Origin of the sequence: Pseudomonas sp. NY15354 (assembly GCF_048068075.1) — a bacterium.
Classification (GTDB): domain Bacteria; phylum Pseudomonadota; class Gammaproteobacteria; order Pseudomonadales; family Pseudomonadaceae; genus Aquipseudomonas; species Aquipseudomonas guariconensis_C.
Window position 1 is genome coordinate 292,916 of sequence record NZ_JBLUPV010000001.1, and the last position, 17,728, is coordinate 310,643.

Here is a 17,728-nt window from a genome sequence, read left to right on the forward strand (position 1 = left end):
CGCAGATGGCATTGTGAAACTATCGTTAAGCCTGTCCGGCTGCCTTTATAGCAGCCACAGGTGTCTGATTTCCAATGGCATCTGCACCCTGGTGGCGATCTTTATGGGAACTTTCCGATACCGGTGGAAATCCTAAGAAGGCTGCCCGCACGCCACCAAATGCCGCGGCGACGCATGGCGGTAGCTCTATTCGGGCTGACACCTGCGTATTCGAGATCAGATTATCGACGCAGCCGGCCGTGACCGCGCTGCGTCTTTCGTGCGAGCCGACCAAGGGCCGCAGGAAACTTGCTTGGAGGGGAGAACTTTTGCGCAAAGGCCGAGTCTATGGTTGCAAGCCTGAACGATGGCTGTTGCAACGCTCCTTCGAGACCACTGAGGAGTGTTCATGCTAACCCAGGAAGAGGATCAGCAGCTTGTCGAGCGCGTGCAGCGCGGCGACAGGCGAGCGTTCGATCTGTTGGTGCTGAAGTATCAGCACAAGATTCTCGGGTTGATCGTGCGGTTCGTCCACGACACCCACGAGGCCCAGGATGTGGCGCAGGAGGCTTTCATCAAGGCCTACCGGGCGCTGGGAAATTTTCGCGGTGACAGTGCTTTTTATACCTGGCTGTACCGCATCGCCATCAACACGGCGAAGAACTACCTGGTGTCCCGCGGAAGACGGCCACCAGACAGTGATGTGAGCTCCGAGGATGCGGAGTTTTACGACGGCGATCATGGCCTCAAGGATCTCGAGTCTCCAGAGCGCGCGTTGTTGCGGGATGAAATCGAAGGCACCGTCCATCGCACCATCCAGCAACTGCCCGAGGACCTGCGCACGGCATTGACCCTACGTGAGTTCGACGGACTGAGTTACGAAGACATTGCCAGTGTCATGCAATGTCCGGTAGGTACCGTGCGCTCTCGAATTTTCCGCGCTCGGGAGGCCATTGATAAAGCCCTGCAGCCTCTGTTGCAGGAAACCTGAGACAGCGGCGACAGCCAAGAGAGGAACCGCCATGAGTCGTGAAGCTTTGCAGGAATCGCTGTCCGCGGTAATGGATAACGAAGCGGACGAACTTGAACTGCGTCGCGTGTTGAACGCCGTCGACGATCCTGAAACCCGTGCCACCTGGTCCCGCTATCAGGTCGCGCGTGCAGCGATGCACAACGAACTGGTACTGCCGAAACTCGATATCGCCTCGGCGGTGTCCGCGGCGCTTGCCGACGAAGCCGTGCCTGTCAAGGTCAAGCAAGGCCCATGGCGCACCATTGGTCGCCTGGCCGTCGCCGCCTCGGTGACTGTCGCCGTGCTGGCTGGCGTGCGTCTGTACAACCAGGATGAGATCACCGGTGCCGAGCTTGCTGCCCAGCAACCTGCCCAGCAAGGTCTGAGTGTGCCACAGGCACAGGGCCCTGCCGTTTTGGCAGGCTATAGTGAGAGCAGTGAGCAACCGACCGGGCCGATGGCCAACGGCGTGCTGCAGAACCAGGCCGGCTGGGATCAGCGTCTGCCAGGATACCTGCGCCAGCATGCCCAGGAATCTGCGCTCAAGGGTACCGAGACCGCTCTGCCCTACGCACGCGCCGCCAGCCTGGAAAACCGTTAAGTAAGGAGGATCATGCGCGCGCTACCTCTCCTGACGCTGCTATTTGGCAGTTGCATGATGGTGCCGGCGTTGGCGGCCAACTCCTCGCCCGAGGCGAGTGAGTGGTTGAACAAGCTGGCACAGGCCGAGCGAGAACAGAGTTACCAGGGTTCCTTCGTCTACGAACGCAATGGCAGCTTCTCCTCTCACGATATCTGGCACCGCGTCCAGGATGGCAAGGTCAGCGAGCGCTTGTTGCAGCTCGATGGCGCGACCCAGGAAATCGTGCGCGTCGATGGCAAGGTCCAGTGCGTCAGCGGCTCTTTGGTCAGTCGCGTAGGAGCCCCGCCGGACTCTGCGCCGCGTGTGCTCGATCCTCTCAAACTGATGAGCTGGTACGATTTGAGCGTTGCGGGTAAGTCCCGGGTCGCGGGGCGCGACGCCGTGATCGTGACGCTCACGCCGCGAGACCAGCACCGCTACGCCTTCGAACTGCACCTGGATCGCCGCACTGGTTTGCCCTTGCGCTCTTTGATGCTCAACGACAAAGGCCAGTTGCTCGAGCGCTTCCAGATGACCCGTCTGGACACCGATGACGTGCCCACCGACGATGACCTGCTCGCCAGTGCATCGTGCAAACCCGTCGAGCGAGTCGCTGCCGGGACCACCGAGGCCGCCTCCGGCTGGCGCTCGGATTGGTTGCCGCCGGGCTTCGAGCTGATCAACAGCTCCGTGCGCCGCGATCCGGTGCGTGACAGCATGGTCAGCAGCCTCATGTACGACGACGGCCTGGCACGCTTCTCGGTGTTCTTGGAGCCGGTCAGCGACGACGCGGGGCCTGATACCCGCGCGCAGTTGGGGCCGACAGTCGCCGTATCGCGCCGTCTCAATACGCCCAAAGGCAAGGTCATGGTCACCGTGGTTGGCGAGATCCCGCTGGGGACTGCCGAGCGTGTCGCCCTGTCCATGCGGGCCCAGGATGCCCAGGCACGCCAGTGATGGCGTGCCTTCCTACGTCTCGTAGGTCATGCGTCTGACATGAAATTAAAGCATTGTCATTTGCAATCCTTTCGTAAATTTTCTATAGGTCAGGCTTCTCGGGGTCTGGCCTTTCTTGCTTGTGCAAAGGCCTCACTTTGTTAACTACGCTCGTTGTGACGGGAGCCGTATGTCAATACCACGCTTGAAATCCTACCTATCGATGTTCGCCGCCGTGCTGATGCTCGGCCAGGTGCTCACCGCCCAGGCCGAGGAAGCCCTGCCGGACTTCACCACCCTGGTCGAGCAAGCCTCGCCGGCCGTGGTGAACATCAGTACCAAGCAGAAGCTGCCGGACCGCCGCGTCGCCGCCGGGCAGATGCCGGACCTGGAAGGCCTGCCGCCGATGTTCCGCGAGTTCTTCGAGCGCAACATGCCGCAAGCGCCACGGTCGCCCCGGGGCGACCGTCAGCGGGAAGCCCAGTCCCTCGGTTCGGGCTTCATCATCTCCAGTGATGGCTATGTGCTGACCAACAACCATGTGGTCGCCGATGCCGATGAGATCATCGTGCGTTTGTCCGATCGCAGCGAGCTGCAGGCCAAACTGGTCGGCACCGATCCGCGTACTGACGTGGCCCTGCTCAAGGTCGAAGGCAAGAACCTGCCGACGGTCAAGCTCGGCGACTCCGAAAAGCTCAAGGTCGGTGAGTGGGTGCTGGCGATCGGTTCGCCGTTCGGCTTCGACCATTCGGTGACCAAAGGTATCGTCAGCGCCAAGGGGCGAACCCTGCCGAACGACACCTATGTGCCGTTCATCCAGACCGACGTGGCGATCAACCCGGGCAACTCCGGTGGTCCGTTGTTCAACATGAAAGGCGAGGTGGTGGGCATCAACTCGCAGATCTTCACCCGTTCCGGTGGCTTCATGGGCCTGTCGTTCGCCATCCCGATCGATGTGGCGCTGGATGTCTCCAACCAGCTGAAGAAGGACGGCAAGGTCAGCCGTGGCTGGCTTGGCGTGGTGATTCAGGAGGTAAACAAGGACCTTGCTGAATCCTTCGGTCTGGACAAGCCGGCCGGTGCCCTGGTCGCCCAGGTGCTCGAGGACGGTCCTGCAGCCAAGGGCGGTCTGCAGGTGGGTGACGTGATCCTGAGCATGAACGGCCAGCCGATCGTCATGTCGGCCGACCTGCCGCACCTGGTCGGCAGCCTCAAAGATGGCGACAAGGCCCGTCTGGAGATCATCCGCAACGGCAAGCGCCAGAACCTGGACATCACCATCGGCGCGCTGCCCGAGGACGATGCCGACATCGGTACCGGTGGCGAGTCAGGCGCCGAGCGCAACAGCAACCGCTTGGGCGTTTCCGTGGCTGACCTGACTGCCGAGCAGAAAAAGTCCCTGGAACTCAAGGGCGGCGTGGTCATCAAGGAGGTTCAGGATGGTCCGGCGGCGTTGATCGGCCTGCGTCCGGGCGATGTCATCAGCCACCTGAACAACCAGGCGATCGCCTCGGCCAAGCAGTTCACCGAAATCGCCAAGGACCTGCCGAAGAACCGTTCGGTGTCCATGCGCGTGCTGCGTCAGGGCCGAGCCAGCTTCATTACCTTCAAGCTGGCGGAGTAATCTGCGCGTTGCGTAGGAAAAGGGCAGCTTCGGCTGCCCTTTTTCATGAAATATTCCTCAGTCGACACTTGGCCTGGCGCTGCGGTCAGCCCGGAGGCGCACAATCCCAGGGCCTGCCGGCTCCCCCAGGAGCAAAGCTCGTCACCATGTTGCTTGATCTGGAATCTCCCATATCCCCGCGGCTTAAGGTACAATTCCCGGCTATTTTTCGGCGGGCGTCCGGCTCGCAGCCTTTTCGAGTGTTGACCCGTGAGTGATTTGAGTCATATCCGCAATTTCTCCATCATCGCCCACATCGACCATGGCAAGTCGACGCTGGCCGACCGTTTCATCCAGATGTGCGGTGGCCTGTCGGCACGCGAAATGGAAGCCCAGGTCCTCGATTCCATGGACTTGGAGCGTGAGCGCGGGATCACCATCAAGGCCCACAGCGTCACGCTGAGCTACAAGGCCCAGGACGGCAAGGTCTACCAGCTGAACTTCATCGATACCCCCGGCCACGTCGACTTCACCTATGAAGTCAGCCGTTCCCTGGCCGCGTGCGAAGGCGCGCTGCTGGTCGTGGACGCCGGTCAAGGTGTCGAGGCCCAGTCCGTGGCCAACTGCTACACCGCCATCGAGCAGGGCCTGGAGGTCATGCCGGTACTGAACAAGATGGACCTGCCCCAGGCCGACCCGGACCGCGTCAAGGACGAGATCGAGAAGATCATCGGTATCGACGCCACCGACGCCGTTGCCTGCAGCGCCAAGAGCGGCATGGGCGTCGATGAGGTTCTCGAGCGTCTGGTGCAGACCATTCCTGCTCCTGAGGGCGAGCTCGATGCCCCTCTGCAGGCTCTGATCATCGACTCCTGGTTCGACAACTACCTGGGCGTCGTCTCCTTGGTCCGCGTGCGTCACGGCCGGGTCAAGAAGGGCGACAAGATCCTGGTCAAGTCCACCGGCAAGGTGCACTTGGTCGACAGCGTTGGTGTCTTCACCCCGAAACACACCCAGACCGCCGACCTCAAGGCGGGCGAGGTGGGCTTCATCATCGCCAGTATCAAGGACATCCACGGTGCGCCGGTCGGTGACACCCTGACCCTGTCCTCGACCCCCGAGGTCGAAGTGCTGCCAGGCTTCAAGAAGATCCAGCCGCAGGTGTATGCCGGCCTGTTCCCGGTCAGTTCCGACGATTTCGAAGATTTCCGCGACGCGCTGTCGAAGCTGACCCTGAACGACTCCTCGCTGCAATACCTGCCGGAAAGCTCCGACGCACTGGGCTTTGGCTTCCGTTGCGGCTTCCTCGGCATGCTGCACATGGAGATCATCCAGGAGCGCCTGGAGCGCGAGTACGACCTGGACCTGATCACCACCGCGCCGAGCGTGATCTACGAGCTGGTCCTCAAGACCGGCGAGACCATCTACGTCGACAACCCGTCCAAGCTGCCGGATGTTTCGGCGGTCCAGGACTTCCGCGAGCCGATCGTCACCGCGACCATCCTCGTGCCCCAGGAGCACCTGGGCAACGTCATCACCCTGTGCATCGAGAAGCGTGGCGTGCAGCGCGACATGCAGTTCCTCGGCAGCCAGGTGCAGGTGCGCTACGACCTGCCGATGAACGAAGTGGTGTTGGACTTCTTCGACAAACTGAAGTCGACCAGCCGCGGTTACGCTTCGCTGGACTATCATTTCGATCGCTACCAGTCGGCCAACCTGGTCAAGCTGGACGTGCTGATCAACGGCGACAAGGTAGACGCCCTGGCGCTGATCGTTCACCGCGACAATGCCCACTACAAGGGCCGTGCGCTGACTGAGAAGATGAAGGAACTGATCCCTCGGCAGATGTTCGATGTGGCGATCCAGGCAGCCATTGGCGGCCAGATCGTTGCCCGTACGACCGTCAAGGCGCTCAGAAAGAACGTACTGGCCAAGTGCTACGGTGGTGACGTCAGCCGTAAGAAGAAACTGCTGGAGAAGCAGAAGGCCGGTAAGAAACGCATGAAGCAGGTCGGCAACGTGGAGATTCCACAGGAAGCCTTCCTTGCCGTGCTCAGGTTGGATAGCTAGGTCCTATGTCGCTAAATTTCCCGCTGTTGCTAGTCATCGCCGTAGCCGTCTGCGGCCTGTTGGGCTTGATCGACCTGCTGTTCCTGGCCCCGCGCCGGCGAGCGGCGGTCGCCAACTATCAGGGTAGCGTCAGCCAGCCCGAGATGGCGGTGCTCGAGCGCCTGAACAAGGAACCGTTGCTGGTCGAGTACGGCAAGTCGTTCTTCCCGGTGCTGTTCATCGTGCTGGTGCTGCGTTCGTTCCTGGTCGAGCCGTTCCAGATCCCGTCGGGGTCGATGAAACCGACCCTGGAAGTGGGCGACTTCATCCTGGTGAACAAGTTCTCCTACGGCATTCGCCTGCCGGTGATCGACAAGAAGGTCATCGAAGTGGGCGACCCGCAGCGCGGCGACGTGATGGTGTTCCGCTACCCGAGCGACCCGAATGTCAACTACATCAAGCGTGTGGTTGGCCTGCCGGGCGACCAGGTGCGCTACACCAGCGACAAGCGCCTGTACGTCAATGGCCAGTCGATCGCCGAGCAATTGGTCGGCACCGAGCCAGGCACCCTGGGCAGTGCCCAGCTGTACAAGGAAAAACTCGGCGAGGCCGAGCACCTGATCCGCAAGGAAATGAGCCGTTACCGCATGCCGCCGGACCAGCAATGGACCGTACCGGCCGGCCATTACTTCATGATGGGTGACAACCGCGACAACTCCAACGACAGCCGTTACTGGGACGATCCGAACATTCCGAAGGAACTGCACGGCATGGTTCCGGATCGCAACATCGTCGGCAAGGCCTTCGCGGTGTGGATGAGCTGGCCGGAGCCCAAGCTCAGCCACTTCCCCAACATGTCGCGGGTTGGCCTGATCCATTGATACCCAACGGCGCTGTCTGGCAGACAGCGCCGAATGCATTTCTGACATAGGCTGTGTTCTCAGGGATCGAGAGATTCCGCCGCCCACAAGGTGGTGGACCACAGCCAAACAGTCTTTCAGGATGTTGATTTGAACAACGCGTTGAACAATCCACGGGTGGCCCCATGAGTGCTTCCCTCGCGCGCCTGGAGCGCAAGCTCGGCTATACCTTCAAGAACCAGGACCAGATGCTCCTGGCCCTGACCCATCGCAGCTATGCCGGGCGCAACAACGAGCGCCTGGAATTCCTGGGTGATGCCATCCTCAACTTCGTGGCCGGCGAAGCGCTGTTCGAGCGTTTCCCGCAGGCCCGCGAGGGTCAGCTCTCGCGCCTGCGCGCACGCCTGGTCAAAGGCGAGACCCTGGCCCGCCTGGCCCGTGGTTTCGACTTGGGTGAATACCTGCGTCTGGGATCGGGTGAGCTCAAGAGCGGTGGCTTCCGGCGCGAGTCGATCCTGGCCGATGCCCTCGAGGCACTGATCGGGGCGATCTACCTGGACGCCGATATGGAGACCGCGCGCGAACGTATCCTGGCCTGGCTGGCCGGTGAGTTCGACGGGCTGACCCTGGTCGACACCAACAAAGACCCCAAGACCCGCCTGCAGGAATTCCTGCAGTCGCGTGCCTGCGAACTGCCGCGCTATGAAGTGGTGGACATCCAGGGCGAACCGCACTGCCGTACCTTCTTCGTCGAATGCGAGGTGGTGCTGCTGAACAACAAGAGCCGTGGACAGGGCGTGAGCCGGCGTATCGCCGAGCAGGTCGCCGCCGCCGCCGCATTGATCGCCCTTGGCGTGGAGAATGGCAATGACTGAGAACACTTCGACCCGTTGCGGCTATGTCGCGATCGTCGGTCGCCCCAACGTGGGCAAGTCCACGCTGCTCAACCACATCCTTGGCCAGAAGCTGGCGATCACCTCGCGCAAGCCTCAGACCACCCGTCACAACATGCTCGGCATCAAGACCGAGGGGGACGTGCAGGCGATCTACGTCGACACGCCCGGTATGCACAAGGCCAACGACAAGGCCCTGAACCGCTACATGAACCGCAACGCGTCGGCGGCCCTGAAGGACGTCGACGTGGTCATCTTCGTGGTCGACCGCACCCGCTGGACCGACGAGGACCAATTGGTGCTCGAGCGTGTGCAGTACGTGAGTGGCCCGGTGATCCTGGCGGTCAACAAGACCGACCGCATGGACGAGAAAGCCGAGCTGATCCCGCACTTGCAGTGGCTGCAACAGCAGTTGCCCAATGCCGAGATCGTGCCGATTTCCGCCCAGCAAGGGCACAACCTCGAAGCCCTCGAAGTGCTGATCGCCAAGCATCTGCCCGAGAACGAGCATTTCTTCCCCGAAGACCAGATCACCGACCGCAGCAGCCGTTTCCTGGCCGCGGAACTGGTGCGTGAAAAGATCATGCGCCAGCTTGGGGCGGAGCTTCCGTACCAGATCACCGTGGAGATCGAGGAGTTCAAGCAGCAGGGCCATGTGCTGCATATCCATGCGTTGATCCTGGTCGAGCGTGACGGTCAGAAGAAGATCATCATTGGTGACAAGGGCGAGCGCATCAAGCGCATCGGCTCGGACGCGCGCAAGGACATGGAAGTGCTGTTCGACGCCAAGGTCATGCTCAACCTGTGGGTCAAGGTCAAAGGTGGCTGGTCCGACGATGAGCGCGCCTTGCGCTCGCTGGGCTACGGCGACCTGTAACCTCTCCAGCGAACATACTGCTGGCACGTCCCCTGTGGGAGCGGGTTTACCCGCGAAAGCGATAGTGGTTTCACTGGCGCTTTCGCAGGTGAATCCGCTCCCACAGGCACATTCAACACCCAGAGATCGCTGATGGAACAACCCGCCGGCCAGCCGGCCTACGTGCTTCACAGCCGCGCCTACAAGGAAAGCAGCGCGCTGGTGGACTTCCTTACGCCCCAAGGCCGTGTGCGGGCGGTGCTGCGTCGTGCCCGGGGCAAGGGCGGCAGCCTGGTGCGGCCGTTCGTTGAGCTGGAGGTGGAACTGCGCGGGCGGGGCGAGTTGAAGAACGTCGGGCGCCTGGACAGTGTCGGCATCGGCGGCTGGCTGCATGGCGATGCTTTGTTCAGCGGGTTGTACCTCAATGAGCTGCTGATGCGTCTGCTGCCGGCGGAGGCGCCCCATCCTGCGCTCTTCGAGCACTACACCTTGACGCTGCAGGCGCTGGCTGCCGGGCGGCCGCTGGAGCCGCTGCTGCGTGCCTTCGAGTGGCGCCTGTTGGATGAATTGGGGTATGCCTTTGCCCTGACCCACGATATCAACGACGACCCCATCGACACTCAAGGCTTGTACCGCTTGCAGGTCGATGCGGGCCTGGAGCGGGTATACCTCGCGCAGCCTGGTTTGTTCACCGGGGCCGAGCTGCTGGCCCTCGCCGAGGCCGATTGGGAAGCGCCCGGCGCCTTGCTCGCCGCCAAGCGCCTGATGCGCCAAGCCCTGGCGGTGCACCTGGGCGCAAAACCGCTGGTCAGTCGGGAACTGTTTCGCAAGCGTTGAGCACATCGTATGCTGTGGGGCTCAACTTTCAGGAGAGCCCTTTCGTGACTCACAGCAACCGCATGCTTCTTGGCGTCAACATCGACCACGTGGCGACCCTTCGCCAGGCCCGGGGCACCCGTTACCCAGACCCGGTCAAGGCCGCGCTGGATGCCGAGGAAGCGGGCGCCGACGGTATCACCGTGCACCTGCGCGAAGACCGCCGGCATATCCAGGAGCGCGACGTGCTGCTGCTCAAGGATGTGCTGCAGACCCGCATGAACTTCGAAATGGGCATCACCGAAGAAATGATGGCCTTCGCCGAGAAGATTCGCCCGGCGCACATCTGCCTGGTTCCGGAGACCCGTCAAGAGCTGACCACCGAGGGCGGCCTGGATGTGGCGGGCCAGGAATCGCGGATCAAGGCCGCAGTGGAGCGCCTGGCGCGCACGGGTGCCGAGGTGTCGCTGTTCATCGATCCGGACGCGCGTCAGATCGAAGCCTCGCGTCGTGTCGGAGCCCCGGCCATCGAGCTGCACACCGGTCGTTATGCCGATGCCGAAACCCCGACAGAGGTGGCCGAAGAGCTCCAGCGAGTCGTCGACGGCGTGGCCGTGGGGGTAGGGCAGGGGCTGATCGTCAATGCCGGCCATGGCCTGCACTATCACAACGTCGAGGCAGTGGCGGCGATCAAGGGCATCAATGAGCTGAACATTGGCCATGCGCTGGTAGCCCATGCGCTGTTCGTCGGCTTCAAGGCGGCAGTGGCCGAGATGAAAGCGCTGATCGTGGCGGCTTCTCGCTGATTTTCGCGCGGTTGGGGCGGCCTCTTCGCGGGTAAACCTGCTCCCCCTAGGTGCTGCAGAACGCCCAATGGCAGCGTTATCGCTGTGGGAGTCGGTTCACCCGCGAAGAGCCGATCCAGGCACCCGCTATTGCGCTTGGAACACCAAGGTGAATCGGGTCGGGCCAGCAGGCGTACTGCTGGCCTCCACCCGCCCGCCGTGCAACTGCATGATCGACTTCACGATCGCCAGCCCCAACCCAGTCCCACCCTCCAGCCGTGAACGTCCGTATCCGGCGCGGTAAAAGCGTTCGAACAGGTGCGGCAGCTGGCTTTCGGCTATGCCAGGTCCCTGGTTCTGCACCCCTAGGTGTATTTCATCGCCCTGACGCTCGATCAATACCACCACCACTTGGCTTTCGGGGCTGTGGCGGATGGCATTGCTCAACAGGTTGGACAGCGCCCGCTGGAACATCAGACGATCGGCCATGGCCGTCCCCCAACCCTGTAGACGCAGTTCGATTCCCTTGAATTCGGCACTGACAGCGAACAGCTCGCAGACCCGCTGCGCTTCCTGGGACAGGGCCAGTGGCCCAAGCAGGACCTGGGCCTGGGGTTGGCTGACCTGGGCGAGAAACAGCATGTCGTTGATGATGCGGTTGAGGCGGGTCAGCTCTTCGACACTGTCTTCCAGCGCTTCCCGGTAGTGGGCGCTGTCACGGTCTCGGGCCAGGGTGACCTGGGCCTTGCCCATCAGGTTGCCAATGGGTGTACGCAGCTCATGGGCCAGGTCGTCGGAGAATTGCGAGAGCTGGCGGACACCCTGATCCAGACGATCAAGCATGACATTGATGGCCTTGGCCAGCTCGGCCAGCTCCAACGGCAGGCCTGTGTCCGGCAGACGGTGCTCCAGGTCCTGGGCCGAGACGCGTCCGGCGATTCGGCGAAAGTGACGTAAAGGGCGCAACCCCATTTGCATCAGCTTCCAGGCACTGATACCGATCAGCACCAGCAACAGGGGCAGGGCCAGTAGCGTGGAGTTCAGGTAGGCCTGCAGCAGGGCAGTGTCGTCGGCACGGTTGAGCGACATCATCACCCGCACTGTGGTGTCGTCGCGCAGGCGCATCAGGCGGGTGGCGGTGAGGATCTGGTTATCGGCGCTGTCGCGCCATTTGTGGAAGCTCAGCCGGTCATCGACCGGCAGGTCGTTCAGGCGTGCCTCCAGCGCAGGGCCCAGGCTCAGCAGCGAGGGATGGCGCCCGTCGAGGGCCAGGATGCTGAGGCTCAGGTCGTCGTGCCCCATGATCACGTCGAGCAAGGGATGGGCGCGACGGACCAAGTCCTCATTGCGCAGATCGACCCGCAAGTTGTGCTCGATCTGCAGCATCTTGCGGTCCAGGTCCTTGCGAGCCCGGCTGTCGAGCTCGTGCTGCAAGGCGAACACTGCCAGGCAGGCCAGCAGCAGCACCAGCGCGGCGCCCATCAAGGTCACCGAGAGCCCGAGGCGCAGGGACAGGCTGGCGGGTTTCATGGTCTAGCCTCGAGCACGTAGCCGACGCCGCGCAGGGTGTGGATCAGCTTGTCGTCGAACGGATCGTCGATCTTGGCCCGCAGGCGGCGGATCGACACCTCCACCACGTTGGTGTCGCAGTCAAAATTCATGTCCCAGACCAGCGAGATGATCTGCGTGCGCGACAGCACTTCGCCGCTCTGGCGCATCAGCAGGTGCAGCAGGGCGAACTCCTTGGCGGTTAGATCGATGCGCCGCCCGGCGCGGTAGGCGCGGTGGCGGCCAGGGTCTAGCTCCAGATCGGCGACGCGCAGGGTGTTCGGTTGCAGATGCTGGTCGTTGCGCCGCAGCAGGCTGCGGATTCGAGCCAGCAGCTCTGGGAACTCGAAGGGCTTGAGCAGATAGTCGTCAGCGCCCAGGTCCAGGCCTTTGACTCGATCGTCCAGGCGACCATGGGCGGTCAGCATCATGATCCGCGTGGCCGATTCGCTGCGCAGGCGTTGCAGCACGCCCCAGCCATCCAACTCGGGCAGGTTGACGTCGAGGATCACCAGGTCATAGGGCTGCTGGCGGGCCAAGTGCAGCCCATCGATGCCGGTATGGGCACAGTCGACCACGTAGCCGTTCTCGCGCAGACCCTGTTGTAGGTAATCGGCGGTACGCAGTTCGTCTTCGATGATCAGTAGGCGCATGGGAAAGCTCGGTGGAATGAAAGGCGGCGATTCTCGACCCTGTAGCAGGATCAGGGTCAAGGATGCGGATGTTACGGCATGCAACCGAGGGGAAACCTTGAATAACGGATTTGTAATGGGCGGGAAATGTTGCTGAAAGGCGCTGCGCAGGTGTGTGCCGAGGCGCTGTTCAAGTCTTGCAACACTGTAATGTCCGGCTCACCTTGGTGTTAGCTGCGCCTCGCTACGATGGCCTCGAATGACTGGTTATCACGAGGCAAACACGATGAACCTGACCAAATACCTGTTGTTGGCCGTACTCACCCTGGGCAGCTCCGCGGCAATGGCCGAAGGCGGTGCCGAGCGTTCCAAACAGTTCTGGGAGGCCTTCCGGCAAGACCAGCAGCGTCTGCACGGGGACAAAGAGCAAGCGGTGGTGGCGCGTGAGCGCGAGGCGAACGAGAAGGCCCGCAAGCTGGCCAAGGATTGACGCGTAGCCGCCTTCGCAGCCGCTCCTCTGACGAAGGTGAGTCTGGCGCCCTGATGGGGCGCCTTTTTTTATTTGCGGGCCAGCAAGGTGGCGCGACGTGGGGCAGGCAGGCCTTCGATGGTGAGGCTGTGGTCGCTGGGGTCGAGGAAATCGGCAAGCGACTGATAGCGCATCCAGTCGGTGCTGCGTTGCTCCTCCACGCTGGTGACGCTGACATCGACACAGCGCACGTCGCTGAATCCGGCACGGCGCAGCCAGCGCTCCAGCGCCGGTACCGACGGCAGGAACCAGACGTTGCGCATCTGCGCATAGCGGTCCTCGGGCACCAGTACCTGATGCTCGTCACCCTCGACGACCAGGGTTTCCAGCACCAGCTCGCCGCCTTTGACCAGGCAGTCCTTGAGCGCCAGCAGGTGCTCGATGGGGGAGCGACGGTGATAGAACACGCCCATGGAGAACACGGTGTCGAAGCCTTCGAGGTTCGCTGGCAGTTCTTCCAGGGCGAAGGGCAGGTGCCAGGCCGGAAGGTCGGGCAGGTACTTCTGCACAGCCTGGAACTGGCAGAAGAACAACCAATTGGGGTCCACGCCGATGACCATGTCGGCGCCAGCGCCAAGCATACGCCACTGGTAGTAGCCATTGCCGCAGCCGACGTCGAGCACGCGCTTGCCCTTCAGGTCCAGGTGCGGGCTGACCCGCGACCATTTCCAGTCCGAGCGCCACTCGGTGTCCACATGGACGCCGAACAGGTCGAACGGCCCTTTGCGCCATGGGGAGAGCCCCATCAGCGCCTGGTGCATCTGGGCGCGGGTGGCCTGGTCGCAATCGCTGTCCAGGCGCAGGCCGTCGATCAGGTCGATCTCGCTGGGCGTAAGGTCCGGCAAGGCTTCCAGCGCGCCGCGCCAGCGGTCGAGGTCACCGTGGCCTTTTTCCAGCTTGGTGTGCAGTTGTGCCTGCAGCCCCTGAGACCAAGTGGCAAGGGGCGTGTCCGCCAAGCGGCGGACGAGGGGGGACAGGTCGATCATGGCAGGGCAATCAGTGAGGCGAAGTTAAGGCATTGGAACCAGGGCACGACCTTGGAGAAGCCCGCGGCGTGCAGGCGTTCCTTGTGGGCTTCCAGGGTGTCGGGTTTCATCACGTTCTCGATGGCGCTGCGTTTCTGCGCGATTTCCAGTTCGCTGTAGCCATTGGCGCGCTTGAAGGCCAGGTGCAGTTCGTTGAGCAGGTCCTGCTCCTGGTCATCGGCAAAGCGCAGCTTCTCGGAGAGGATCAGTGCGCCGCCGGGCAGCAGCGCCTGGCGGATGCGGCCGAGCAGTGCCAGGCGTTGGTCCGGGGCGATGAACTGCAGGGTGAAGTTCATCGCGACCACCGAGGCCGGCTCGAAGGGCAGGGCGAGGATATCGGCTTCCAGCACCTGGACCGGCAACAACTCCTGGAACATCGAGTCCTGGGCAGTGAGGTACTGGCGGCAACGCTCGACCATGGCGGCGGAGTTGTCCACCGCGATCACCCGGCAGCCATCGGCCCGCACGTGGCGGCGCAGGGACTGGGTCACCGCGCCCAAGGACGCGCCCAGATCGTACAGCGCGGTGTGCGGCTGGGCGAAGCGGGCGGCGAGCACGCCGAGGTTCTCGACGATGGTCGGGTAGCCGGGCACCGAACGCTTGATCATGTCCGGGAATACCCGCACCACGTCCTCGTTGAAGGCGAAATCGGGCACCTGCTCCAAGGGCTGGGCGAAGAGGCGGTCGGGTTGTTGGCTCACAGGTGTACCAGGTGGGGGTGTAAAGAGCGTGCATTTTAGCCAACCCTGACCGTTTGCGCATCGCCTCTGGGCAGGTTCAGTCCACCGTCACGGCGCAGTCGAACGTTTGCGCGGGGCGCACTTCAGGTGCCCAGGGTTGCTGATACACCAGAATGAGATGGCTCACGCCTTGGCCCTGGGCCTGGAAGCGCCACAAGGACTGGCCTGCACTGCCCACCACACCGATGTCCTCTGGATCGCTATACACCTCAGGCCCCAGGCTGCGCAGGATGTTGGCCGCCGGGTGCTGAACCAACCAGCGATAGCCGGTGCTGGGATTGCTGGGCAAGCGCAAGGTCAATGTTTGCCCGGGTACCAGGGTGATTGGGCATTCACTGGCTTTTTCCAGAACGATCGGCTCAGGTGATGAGGGGTTTTGGCTGCAGGCGCTCAATAGCCCGAAGGCCAGGGGAAACAGTGCAAGGCGAGATCTCATGAAGTCTCCTGTCTGAATATACCAATAGAACTTGTAGGAGGAACGATTGCCATCTGATGACTCATCGGAGCGAGTCATAGCTTTGTATCACCAAACCAGCCCGGTTTGGGTACAAGGAGAAATGTATGAGTTTCCAAAGAGCCAGCTATGAAACGCTGGCAAATGAGGCGGCCAGCCAACCTGTAGCAATGGTTACAGCCATGGCCGAGCGCGACGGTAGTAATGAGGGCGGCCTGACACTCAGCCGCGAGCACATCGTCACTATCAACCAATATGCCAATTTTGTTTTTGGTCTGCCCAAGACCCCGCAAACCGTTGAGCAATGGCTGGGCTACAAGACCATCGATGAGCCTGAGCTGAAGCCCTCTGCCATGTCCAGCCTGTTTGAGGGGCTGCGTCGTCATGCCAACGCCTGGACAACACTGTCAGATCGCAGCAAGCGGCTCTCGAGCGAACTGGCAACCACCGCAAACTTGATCGATGTCGTTGGCGAGGAAATTGTTGAAGAGTGCAGTCGCCTGAGATTTCTGAAACCGCAAATGACCTGGGAGCAGGTAGCGCTCGCGAGACCGGTCAAGCTGGGCGCCGAGGACCAGAAAGTCGTCACGCAACTGGTCGAGTACATGCAGATCCTCAACGACGATGTCAGGAACTATGCCAAGCGTGTAGACGGTGTAAAGAAAGGCAGCGAAGCCTTCAGGGACACCGTTAAAAAGGAGTTGCTGCCTGCAGTCGGCAACAAGGACAAGGCGCTAAAACGCAAGAAACAAGACGGGCTGGTTGAAGAGTTGCGCACGGAACTCAAAGCCCTCGACGTCGAGATCGGCGAACTTAAAAAAGAATACGACAGGTACCTGTCCAGCGGACTGAGCAGCCTCACTGGGGGGCCGCTTGGAGCTATTGTCGGCGGTGCGATCTATGGCGCCAAAGCAGAATCTGCGCGTAAGCAACGTAAAAAGGCGGAACAGCAACGCAGGGTGGTCGCAGCGAAACTTAAGGCCCGTGTGAATCTGGAAGGCCGGCTCAAGGAAATGACCCAGTTTGTGGATGACCTGGACGTGCGTCTTAACGATGTCCTGACCTCGGCCTCCCATTTGCAGACGGTCTGGGAGCGTGTCGAGGTCTACATCACCAGCTCCATCGAGGAACTCGGAAAGATCACAGATGGCCAGCGGCTGGCGATCTTCCTGATCTTTTTCAAACGATTCCTCCGGCAGTGGAAAGAAATCGAGCGAACTTCGCTGCAACTGACAGCGGTTTTCGACAATGCCGCATCGGCACGCTAATTCATTAAAGGACTATCACCATGAATACCAAGGTTTCTTATCTGTCGCCAGCCAGCCAGCAACCTGCGCTGGACGACATTCTCTCGACGACACGTATTTTCCTGCTTGAGTGGCAGCAGGGCAACCTGAAGTCCTTGCCGACGTTATATGAATCGATTGAGCGGCATGCCAAGTTTCTGGACAGCATTACCAAGCGAATGGCAACTCAAGCCCTTCGAATGGAGGCAGAGCTGCATGCAAGTGGATTAGAGGATATCGTCGAGGCGCTTGAGGACATCGGCGAAGACCCTGAGCTTCTGTTCATTGCCCAGGAAACAATCAATAAAGTGCTGTCGAATCTGACGATTCAGATCAATGGTGTGAAGAATGCCTCGACGGAGTTGTCGGCTTTGTCTGCCCCCAACGCCTCCCGCGACGAAGCCCGTTTATTCAGGCAGCAGATGGAACTGGAAACGACCAGTGTCGCCTTGAAAGCCGAAATAGACGCCGAGTCGTCCAAGATCGAGGCACTGCATACCGCCCTCAAAGCGCTGGAAGCCATCGATATCGAGGTCAAGTTCGACGGCCTGATTCCCACGCCCGAGCAATTGGCTGCGCTGGCAGTGCCCGGTGGGCAGATCGCCTTACTGAGTGAGGCCGCAGCCCAGGCCCTGAAAAACCTGGAGAAAACGCTTGGACAGTTGTCTGCCGACCTCAATTACAGCCGACTGCAGGCAGAGCGTCGGCAATTGACGCTCGGACTCAGAACGCTGCAGCGGGAGCTTGCCGCCAATAGCCGAAACCTGGCGGCATGCCGTCAGCAGCTCAAGGCGCTGGAAAATGTGCCTGGGCTCGTTGCGCAACGTAAGGCCTGCCTGATTGCCTTGAATGCGCTGAGCATGGCGTTGGGGAGTTTCTACAACCTGCTGAAGAACGCCAAGTACAAGGGAGTCGAAGACCTGCGTGCTATCGATGCGTTTTTGAAGACGCTCCTGGCTTATCAGCGCAGCATGAACAAGCAGATCAGCAATGCATTTTGATTCGTGATCAATAGCCTGACTGCCATTCATCAGAGCGGCGGTCAGGCCTTCGGAGTTAATGCTCATGGAACAAAGGATGCTGATGCCTATGGGGAACGCTGC

At 61.4% G+C, this 17,728-nt stretch carries 18 protein-coding genes; 13 read left to right on the top strand and 5 right to left on the bottom strand.

Annotated features, from left to right (window positions below):
• Positions 1 to 388 precede the first annotated feature (388 nt).
• From rpoE to pdxJ, 10 genes are all read left to right on the top strand, one after another.
• The gene (rpoE, locus tag ACNFCH_RS01345) at positions 389 to 970 is read left to right on the top strand and encodes an RNA polymerase sigma factor RpoE (protein WP_010220971.1); all 582 of its coding nucleotides are present in this window, start codon (positions 389 to 391) and stop codon (positions 968 to 970) included.
• A gap of 31 nt (positions 971 to 1,001) precedes the next feature.
• Positions 1,002 to 1,592, top strand: coding sequence for a sigma-E factor negative regulatory protein (locus ACNFCH_RS01350; RefSeq protein ID WP_337157795.1), 591 nt, complete (start codon positions 1,002 to 1,004; stop codon positions 1,590 to 1,592).
• A gap of 12 nt (positions 1,593 to 1,604) precedes the next feature.
• A complete protein-coding gene (locus tag ACNFCH_RS01355; protein ID WP_337157794.1) occupies positions 1,605 to 2,570 on the top strand; it encodes a MucB/RseB C-terminal domain-containing protein in 966 nt (321 codons plus the stop codon).
• A 202-nt stretch (positions 2,571 to 2,772) separates the two neighbouring features.
• Positions 2,773 to 4,173, top strand: a complete 1,401-nt coding sequence (locus ACNFCH_RS01360; protein WP_416742153.1) for a DegQ family serine endoprotease — start codon at positions 2,773 to 2,775, stop codon at positions 4,171 to 4,173.
• 249 nt (positions 4,174 to 4,422) lie between these two features.
• On the top strand, positions 4,423 to 6,222 hold the full coding sequence (lepA, locus tag ACNFCH_RS01365) for a translation elongation factor 4 (RefSeq protein WP_196170008.1): 1,800 nt from the start codon (positions 4,423 to 4,425) through the stop codon (positions 6,220 to 6,222).
• Positions 6,223 to 6,227: 5 nt separating this feature from the next.
• Entirely contained in the window at positions 6,228 to 7,082 is an 855-nt protein-coding gene (lepB, locus tag ACNFCH_RS01370) for a signal peptidase I (protein WP_416742117.1), read from the top strand.
• Positions 7,083 to 7,246: 164 nt separating this feature from the next.
• Positions 7,247 to 7,936, top strand: a complete 690-nt coding sequence (gene rnc, locus ACNFCH_RS01375; protein WP_043206471.1) for a ribonuclease III — start codon at positions 7,247 to 7,249, stop codon at positions 7,934 to 7,936.
• Positions 7,929 to 8,831 (top strand): GTPase Era, encoded by a 903-nt coding sequence (era, locus tag ACNFCH_RS01380; RefSeq protein WP_416742119.1) that lies wholly within the window; start codon positions 7,929 to 7,931, stop codon positions 8,829 to 8,831. The genes rnc and era overlap by 8 nt, the downstream gene beginning before the upstream one ends.
• A 132-nt stretch (positions 8,832 to 8,963) precedes the next feature.
• Positions 8,964 to 9,647: a DNA repair protein RecO gene (gene recO, locus ACNFCH_RS01385; protein ID WP_416742120.1), complete on the top strand. Its 684-nt coding sequence runs from the start codon at positions 8,964 to 8,966 to the stop codon at positions 9,645 to 9,647.
• A 62-nt stretch (positions 9,648 to 9,709) separates the two neighbouring features.
• On the top strand, positions 9,710 to 10,432 hold the full coding sequence (gene pdxJ / locus ACNFCH_RS01390; protein ID WP_416742154.1) for a pyridoxine 5'-phosphate synthase: 723 nt from the start codon (positions 9,710 to 9,712) through the stop codon (positions 10,430 to 10,432).
• Positions 10,433 to 10,558: 126 nt separating this feature from the next.
• Here pdxJ and ACNFCH_RS01395 read toward each other — a convergent pair whose 3' ends face one another.
• Both ACNFCH_RS01395 and ACNFCH_RS01400 read right to left on the bottom strand, forming a co-directional pair.
• Entirely contained in the window at positions 10,559 to 11,941 is a 1,383-nt protein-coding gene (locus ACNFCH_RS01395; protein WP_416742122.1) for a heavy metal sensor histidine kinase, read from the bottom strand.
• Positions 11,938 to 12,612 carry a heavy metal response regulator transcription factor gene (locus tag ACNFCH_RS01400; protein ID WP_337157790.1) on the bottom strand — a complete coding sequence of 225 codons (675 nt, stop codon included), beginning with the start codon at positions 12,610 to 12,612 and terminating at the stop codon, positions 11,938 to 11,940. Before ACNFCH_RS01400 ends, ACNFCH_RS01395 begins: the two co-directional genes overlap by 4 nt.
• A 265-nt stretch (positions 12,613 to 12,877) precedes the next feature.
• On the opposite strand from ACNFCH_RS01400, the gene ACNFCH_RS01405 reads away from it, so the two are divergent.
• Positions 12,878 to 13,081 carry a co-regulatory protein PtrA N-terminal domain-containing protein gene (locus ACNFCH_RS01405; RefSeq protein ID WP_337157789.1) on the top strand — a complete coding sequence of 68 codons (204 nt, stop codon included), beginning with the start codon at positions 12,878 to 12,880 and terminating at the stop codon, positions 13,079 to 13,081.
• A 68-nt stretch (positions 13,082 to 13,149) separates the two neighbouring features.
• On the opposite strand, the gene cmoB is transcribed toward ACNFCH_RS01405, so the two are convergent.
• The 3 genes from cmoB to ACNFCH_RS01420 form a co-directional block, all read right to left on the bottom strand.
• Positions 13,150 to 14,106 (bottom strand): tRNA 5-methoxyuridine(34)/uridine 5-oxyacetic acid(34) synthase CmoB, encoded by a 957-nt coding sequence (gene cmoB, locus ACNFCH_RS01410; RefSeq protein ID WP_337157788.1) that lies wholly within the window; start codon positions 14,104 to 14,106, stop codon positions 13,150 to 13,152.
• Complete coding sequence (cmoA, locus tag ACNFCH_RS01415) at positions 14,103 to 14,846, bottom strand: carboxy-S-adenosyl-L-methionine synthase CmoA (RefSeq protein ID WP_337157787.1); 744 nt, start codon at positions 14,844 to 14,846, stop codon at positions 14,103 to 14,105. Before cmoA ends, cmoB begins: the two co-directional genes overlap by 4 nt.
• A 76-nt stretch (positions 14,847 to 14,922) precedes the next feature.
• Complete coding sequence (locus tag ACNFCH_RS01420) at positions 14,923 to 15,321, bottom strand: protease inhibitor I42 family protein (protein WP_337157786.1); 399 nt, start codon at positions 15,319 to 15,321, stop codon at positions 14,923 to 14,925.
• A gap of 125 nt (positions 15,322 to 15,446) precedes the next feature.
• On the opposite strand from ACNFCH_RS01420, the gene ACNFCH_RS01425 reads away from it, so the two are divergent.
• The gene (locus ACNFCH_RS01425; protein WP_337157785.1) at positions 15,447 to 16,607 is read left to right on the top strand and encodes an alpha-xenorhabdolysin family binary toxin subunit A; all 1,161 of its coding nucleotides are present in this window, start codon (positions 15,447 to 15,449) and stop codon (positions 16,605 to 16,607) included.
• A gap of 20 nt (positions 16,608 to 16,627) precedes the next feature.
• Positions 16,628 to 17,626, top strand: coding sequence for an alpha-xenorhabdolysin family binary toxin subunit B (locus ACNFCH_RS01430; RefSeq protein WP_337157784.1), 999 nt, complete (start codon positions 16,628 to 16,630; stop codon positions 17,624 to 17,626).
• Positions 17,627 to 17,728: the final 102 nt, after the last annotated feature.

What these genes read in the sequence shown, in the direction of transcription:
- rpoE (WP_010220971.1), top strand. Translation starts at nt 389, where the DNA reads ATGCTAACCCAGGAAGAGGATCAGCAGCTTGTCGAGCGCGTGCAGCGC.
- ACNFCH_RS01350 (WP_337157795.1), top strand. Translation starts at nt 1,002, where the DNA reads ATGAGTCGTGAAGCTTTGCAGGAATCGCTGTCCGCGGTAATGGATAAC.
- ACNFCH_RS01355 (WP_337157794.1), top strand. Translation starts at nt 1,605, where the DNA reads ATGCGCGCGCTACCTCTCCTGACGCTGCTATTTGGCAGTTGCATGATG.
- ACNFCH_RS01360 (WP_416742153.1), top strand. Translation starts at nt 2,773, where the DNA reads ATGTTCGCCGCCGTGCTGATGCTCGGCCAGGTGCTCACCGCCCAGGCC.
- lepB (WP_416742117.1), top strand. Translation starts at nt 6,228, where the DNA reads ATGTCGCTAAATTTCCCGCTGTTGCTAGTCATCGCCGTAGCCGTCTGC.
- rnc (WP_043206471.1), top strand. Translation starts at nt 7,247, where the DNA reads ATGAGTGCTTCCCTCGCGCGCCTGGAGCGCAAGCTCGGCTATACCTTC.
- era (WP_416742119.1), top strand. Translation starts at nt 7,929, where the DNA reads ATGACTGAGAACACTTCGACCCGTTGCGGCTATGTCGCGATCGTCGGT.
- recO (WP_416742120.1), top strand. Translation starts at nt 8,964, where the DNA reads ATGGAACAACCCGCCGGCCAGCCGGCCTACGTGCTTCACAGCCGCGCC.
- pdxJ (WP_416742154.1), top strand. Translation starts at nt 9,710, where the DNA reads ATGCTTCTTGGCGTCAACATCGACCACGTGGCGACCCTTCGCCAGGCC.
- ACNFCH_RS01395 (WP_416742122.1), bottom strand. Translation starts at nt 11,941, where the DNA reads ATGAAACCCGCCAGCCTGTCCCTGCGCCTCGGGCTCTCGGTGACCTTG.
- ACNFCH_RS01400 (WP_337157790.1), bottom strand. Translation starts at nt 12,612, where the DNA reads ATGCGCCTACTGATCATCGAAGACGAACTGCGTACCGCCGATTACCTA.
- ACNFCH_RS01405 (WP_337157789.1), top strand. Translation starts at nt 12,878, where the DNA reads ATGAACCTGACCAAATACCTGTTGTTGGCCGTACTCACCCTGGGCAGC.
- cmoB (WP_337157788.1), bottom strand. Translation starts at nt 14,106, where the DNA reads ATGATCGACCTGTCCCCCCTCGTCCGCCGCTTGGCGGACACGCCCCTT.
- ACNFCH_RS01420 (WP_337157786.1), bottom strand. Translation starts at nt 15,321, where the DNA reads ATGAGATCTCGCCTTGCACTGTTTCCCCTGGCCTTCGGGCTATTGAGC.
- ACNFCH_RS01425 (WP_337157785.1), top strand. Translation starts at nt 15,447, where the DNA reads ATGAGTTTCCAAAGAGCCAGCTATGAAACGCTGGCAAATGAGGCGGCC.
- ACNFCH_RS01430 (WP_337157784.1), top strand. Translation starts at nt 16,628, where the DNA reads ATGAATACCAAGGTTTCTTATCTGTCGCCAGCCAGCCAGCAACCTGCG.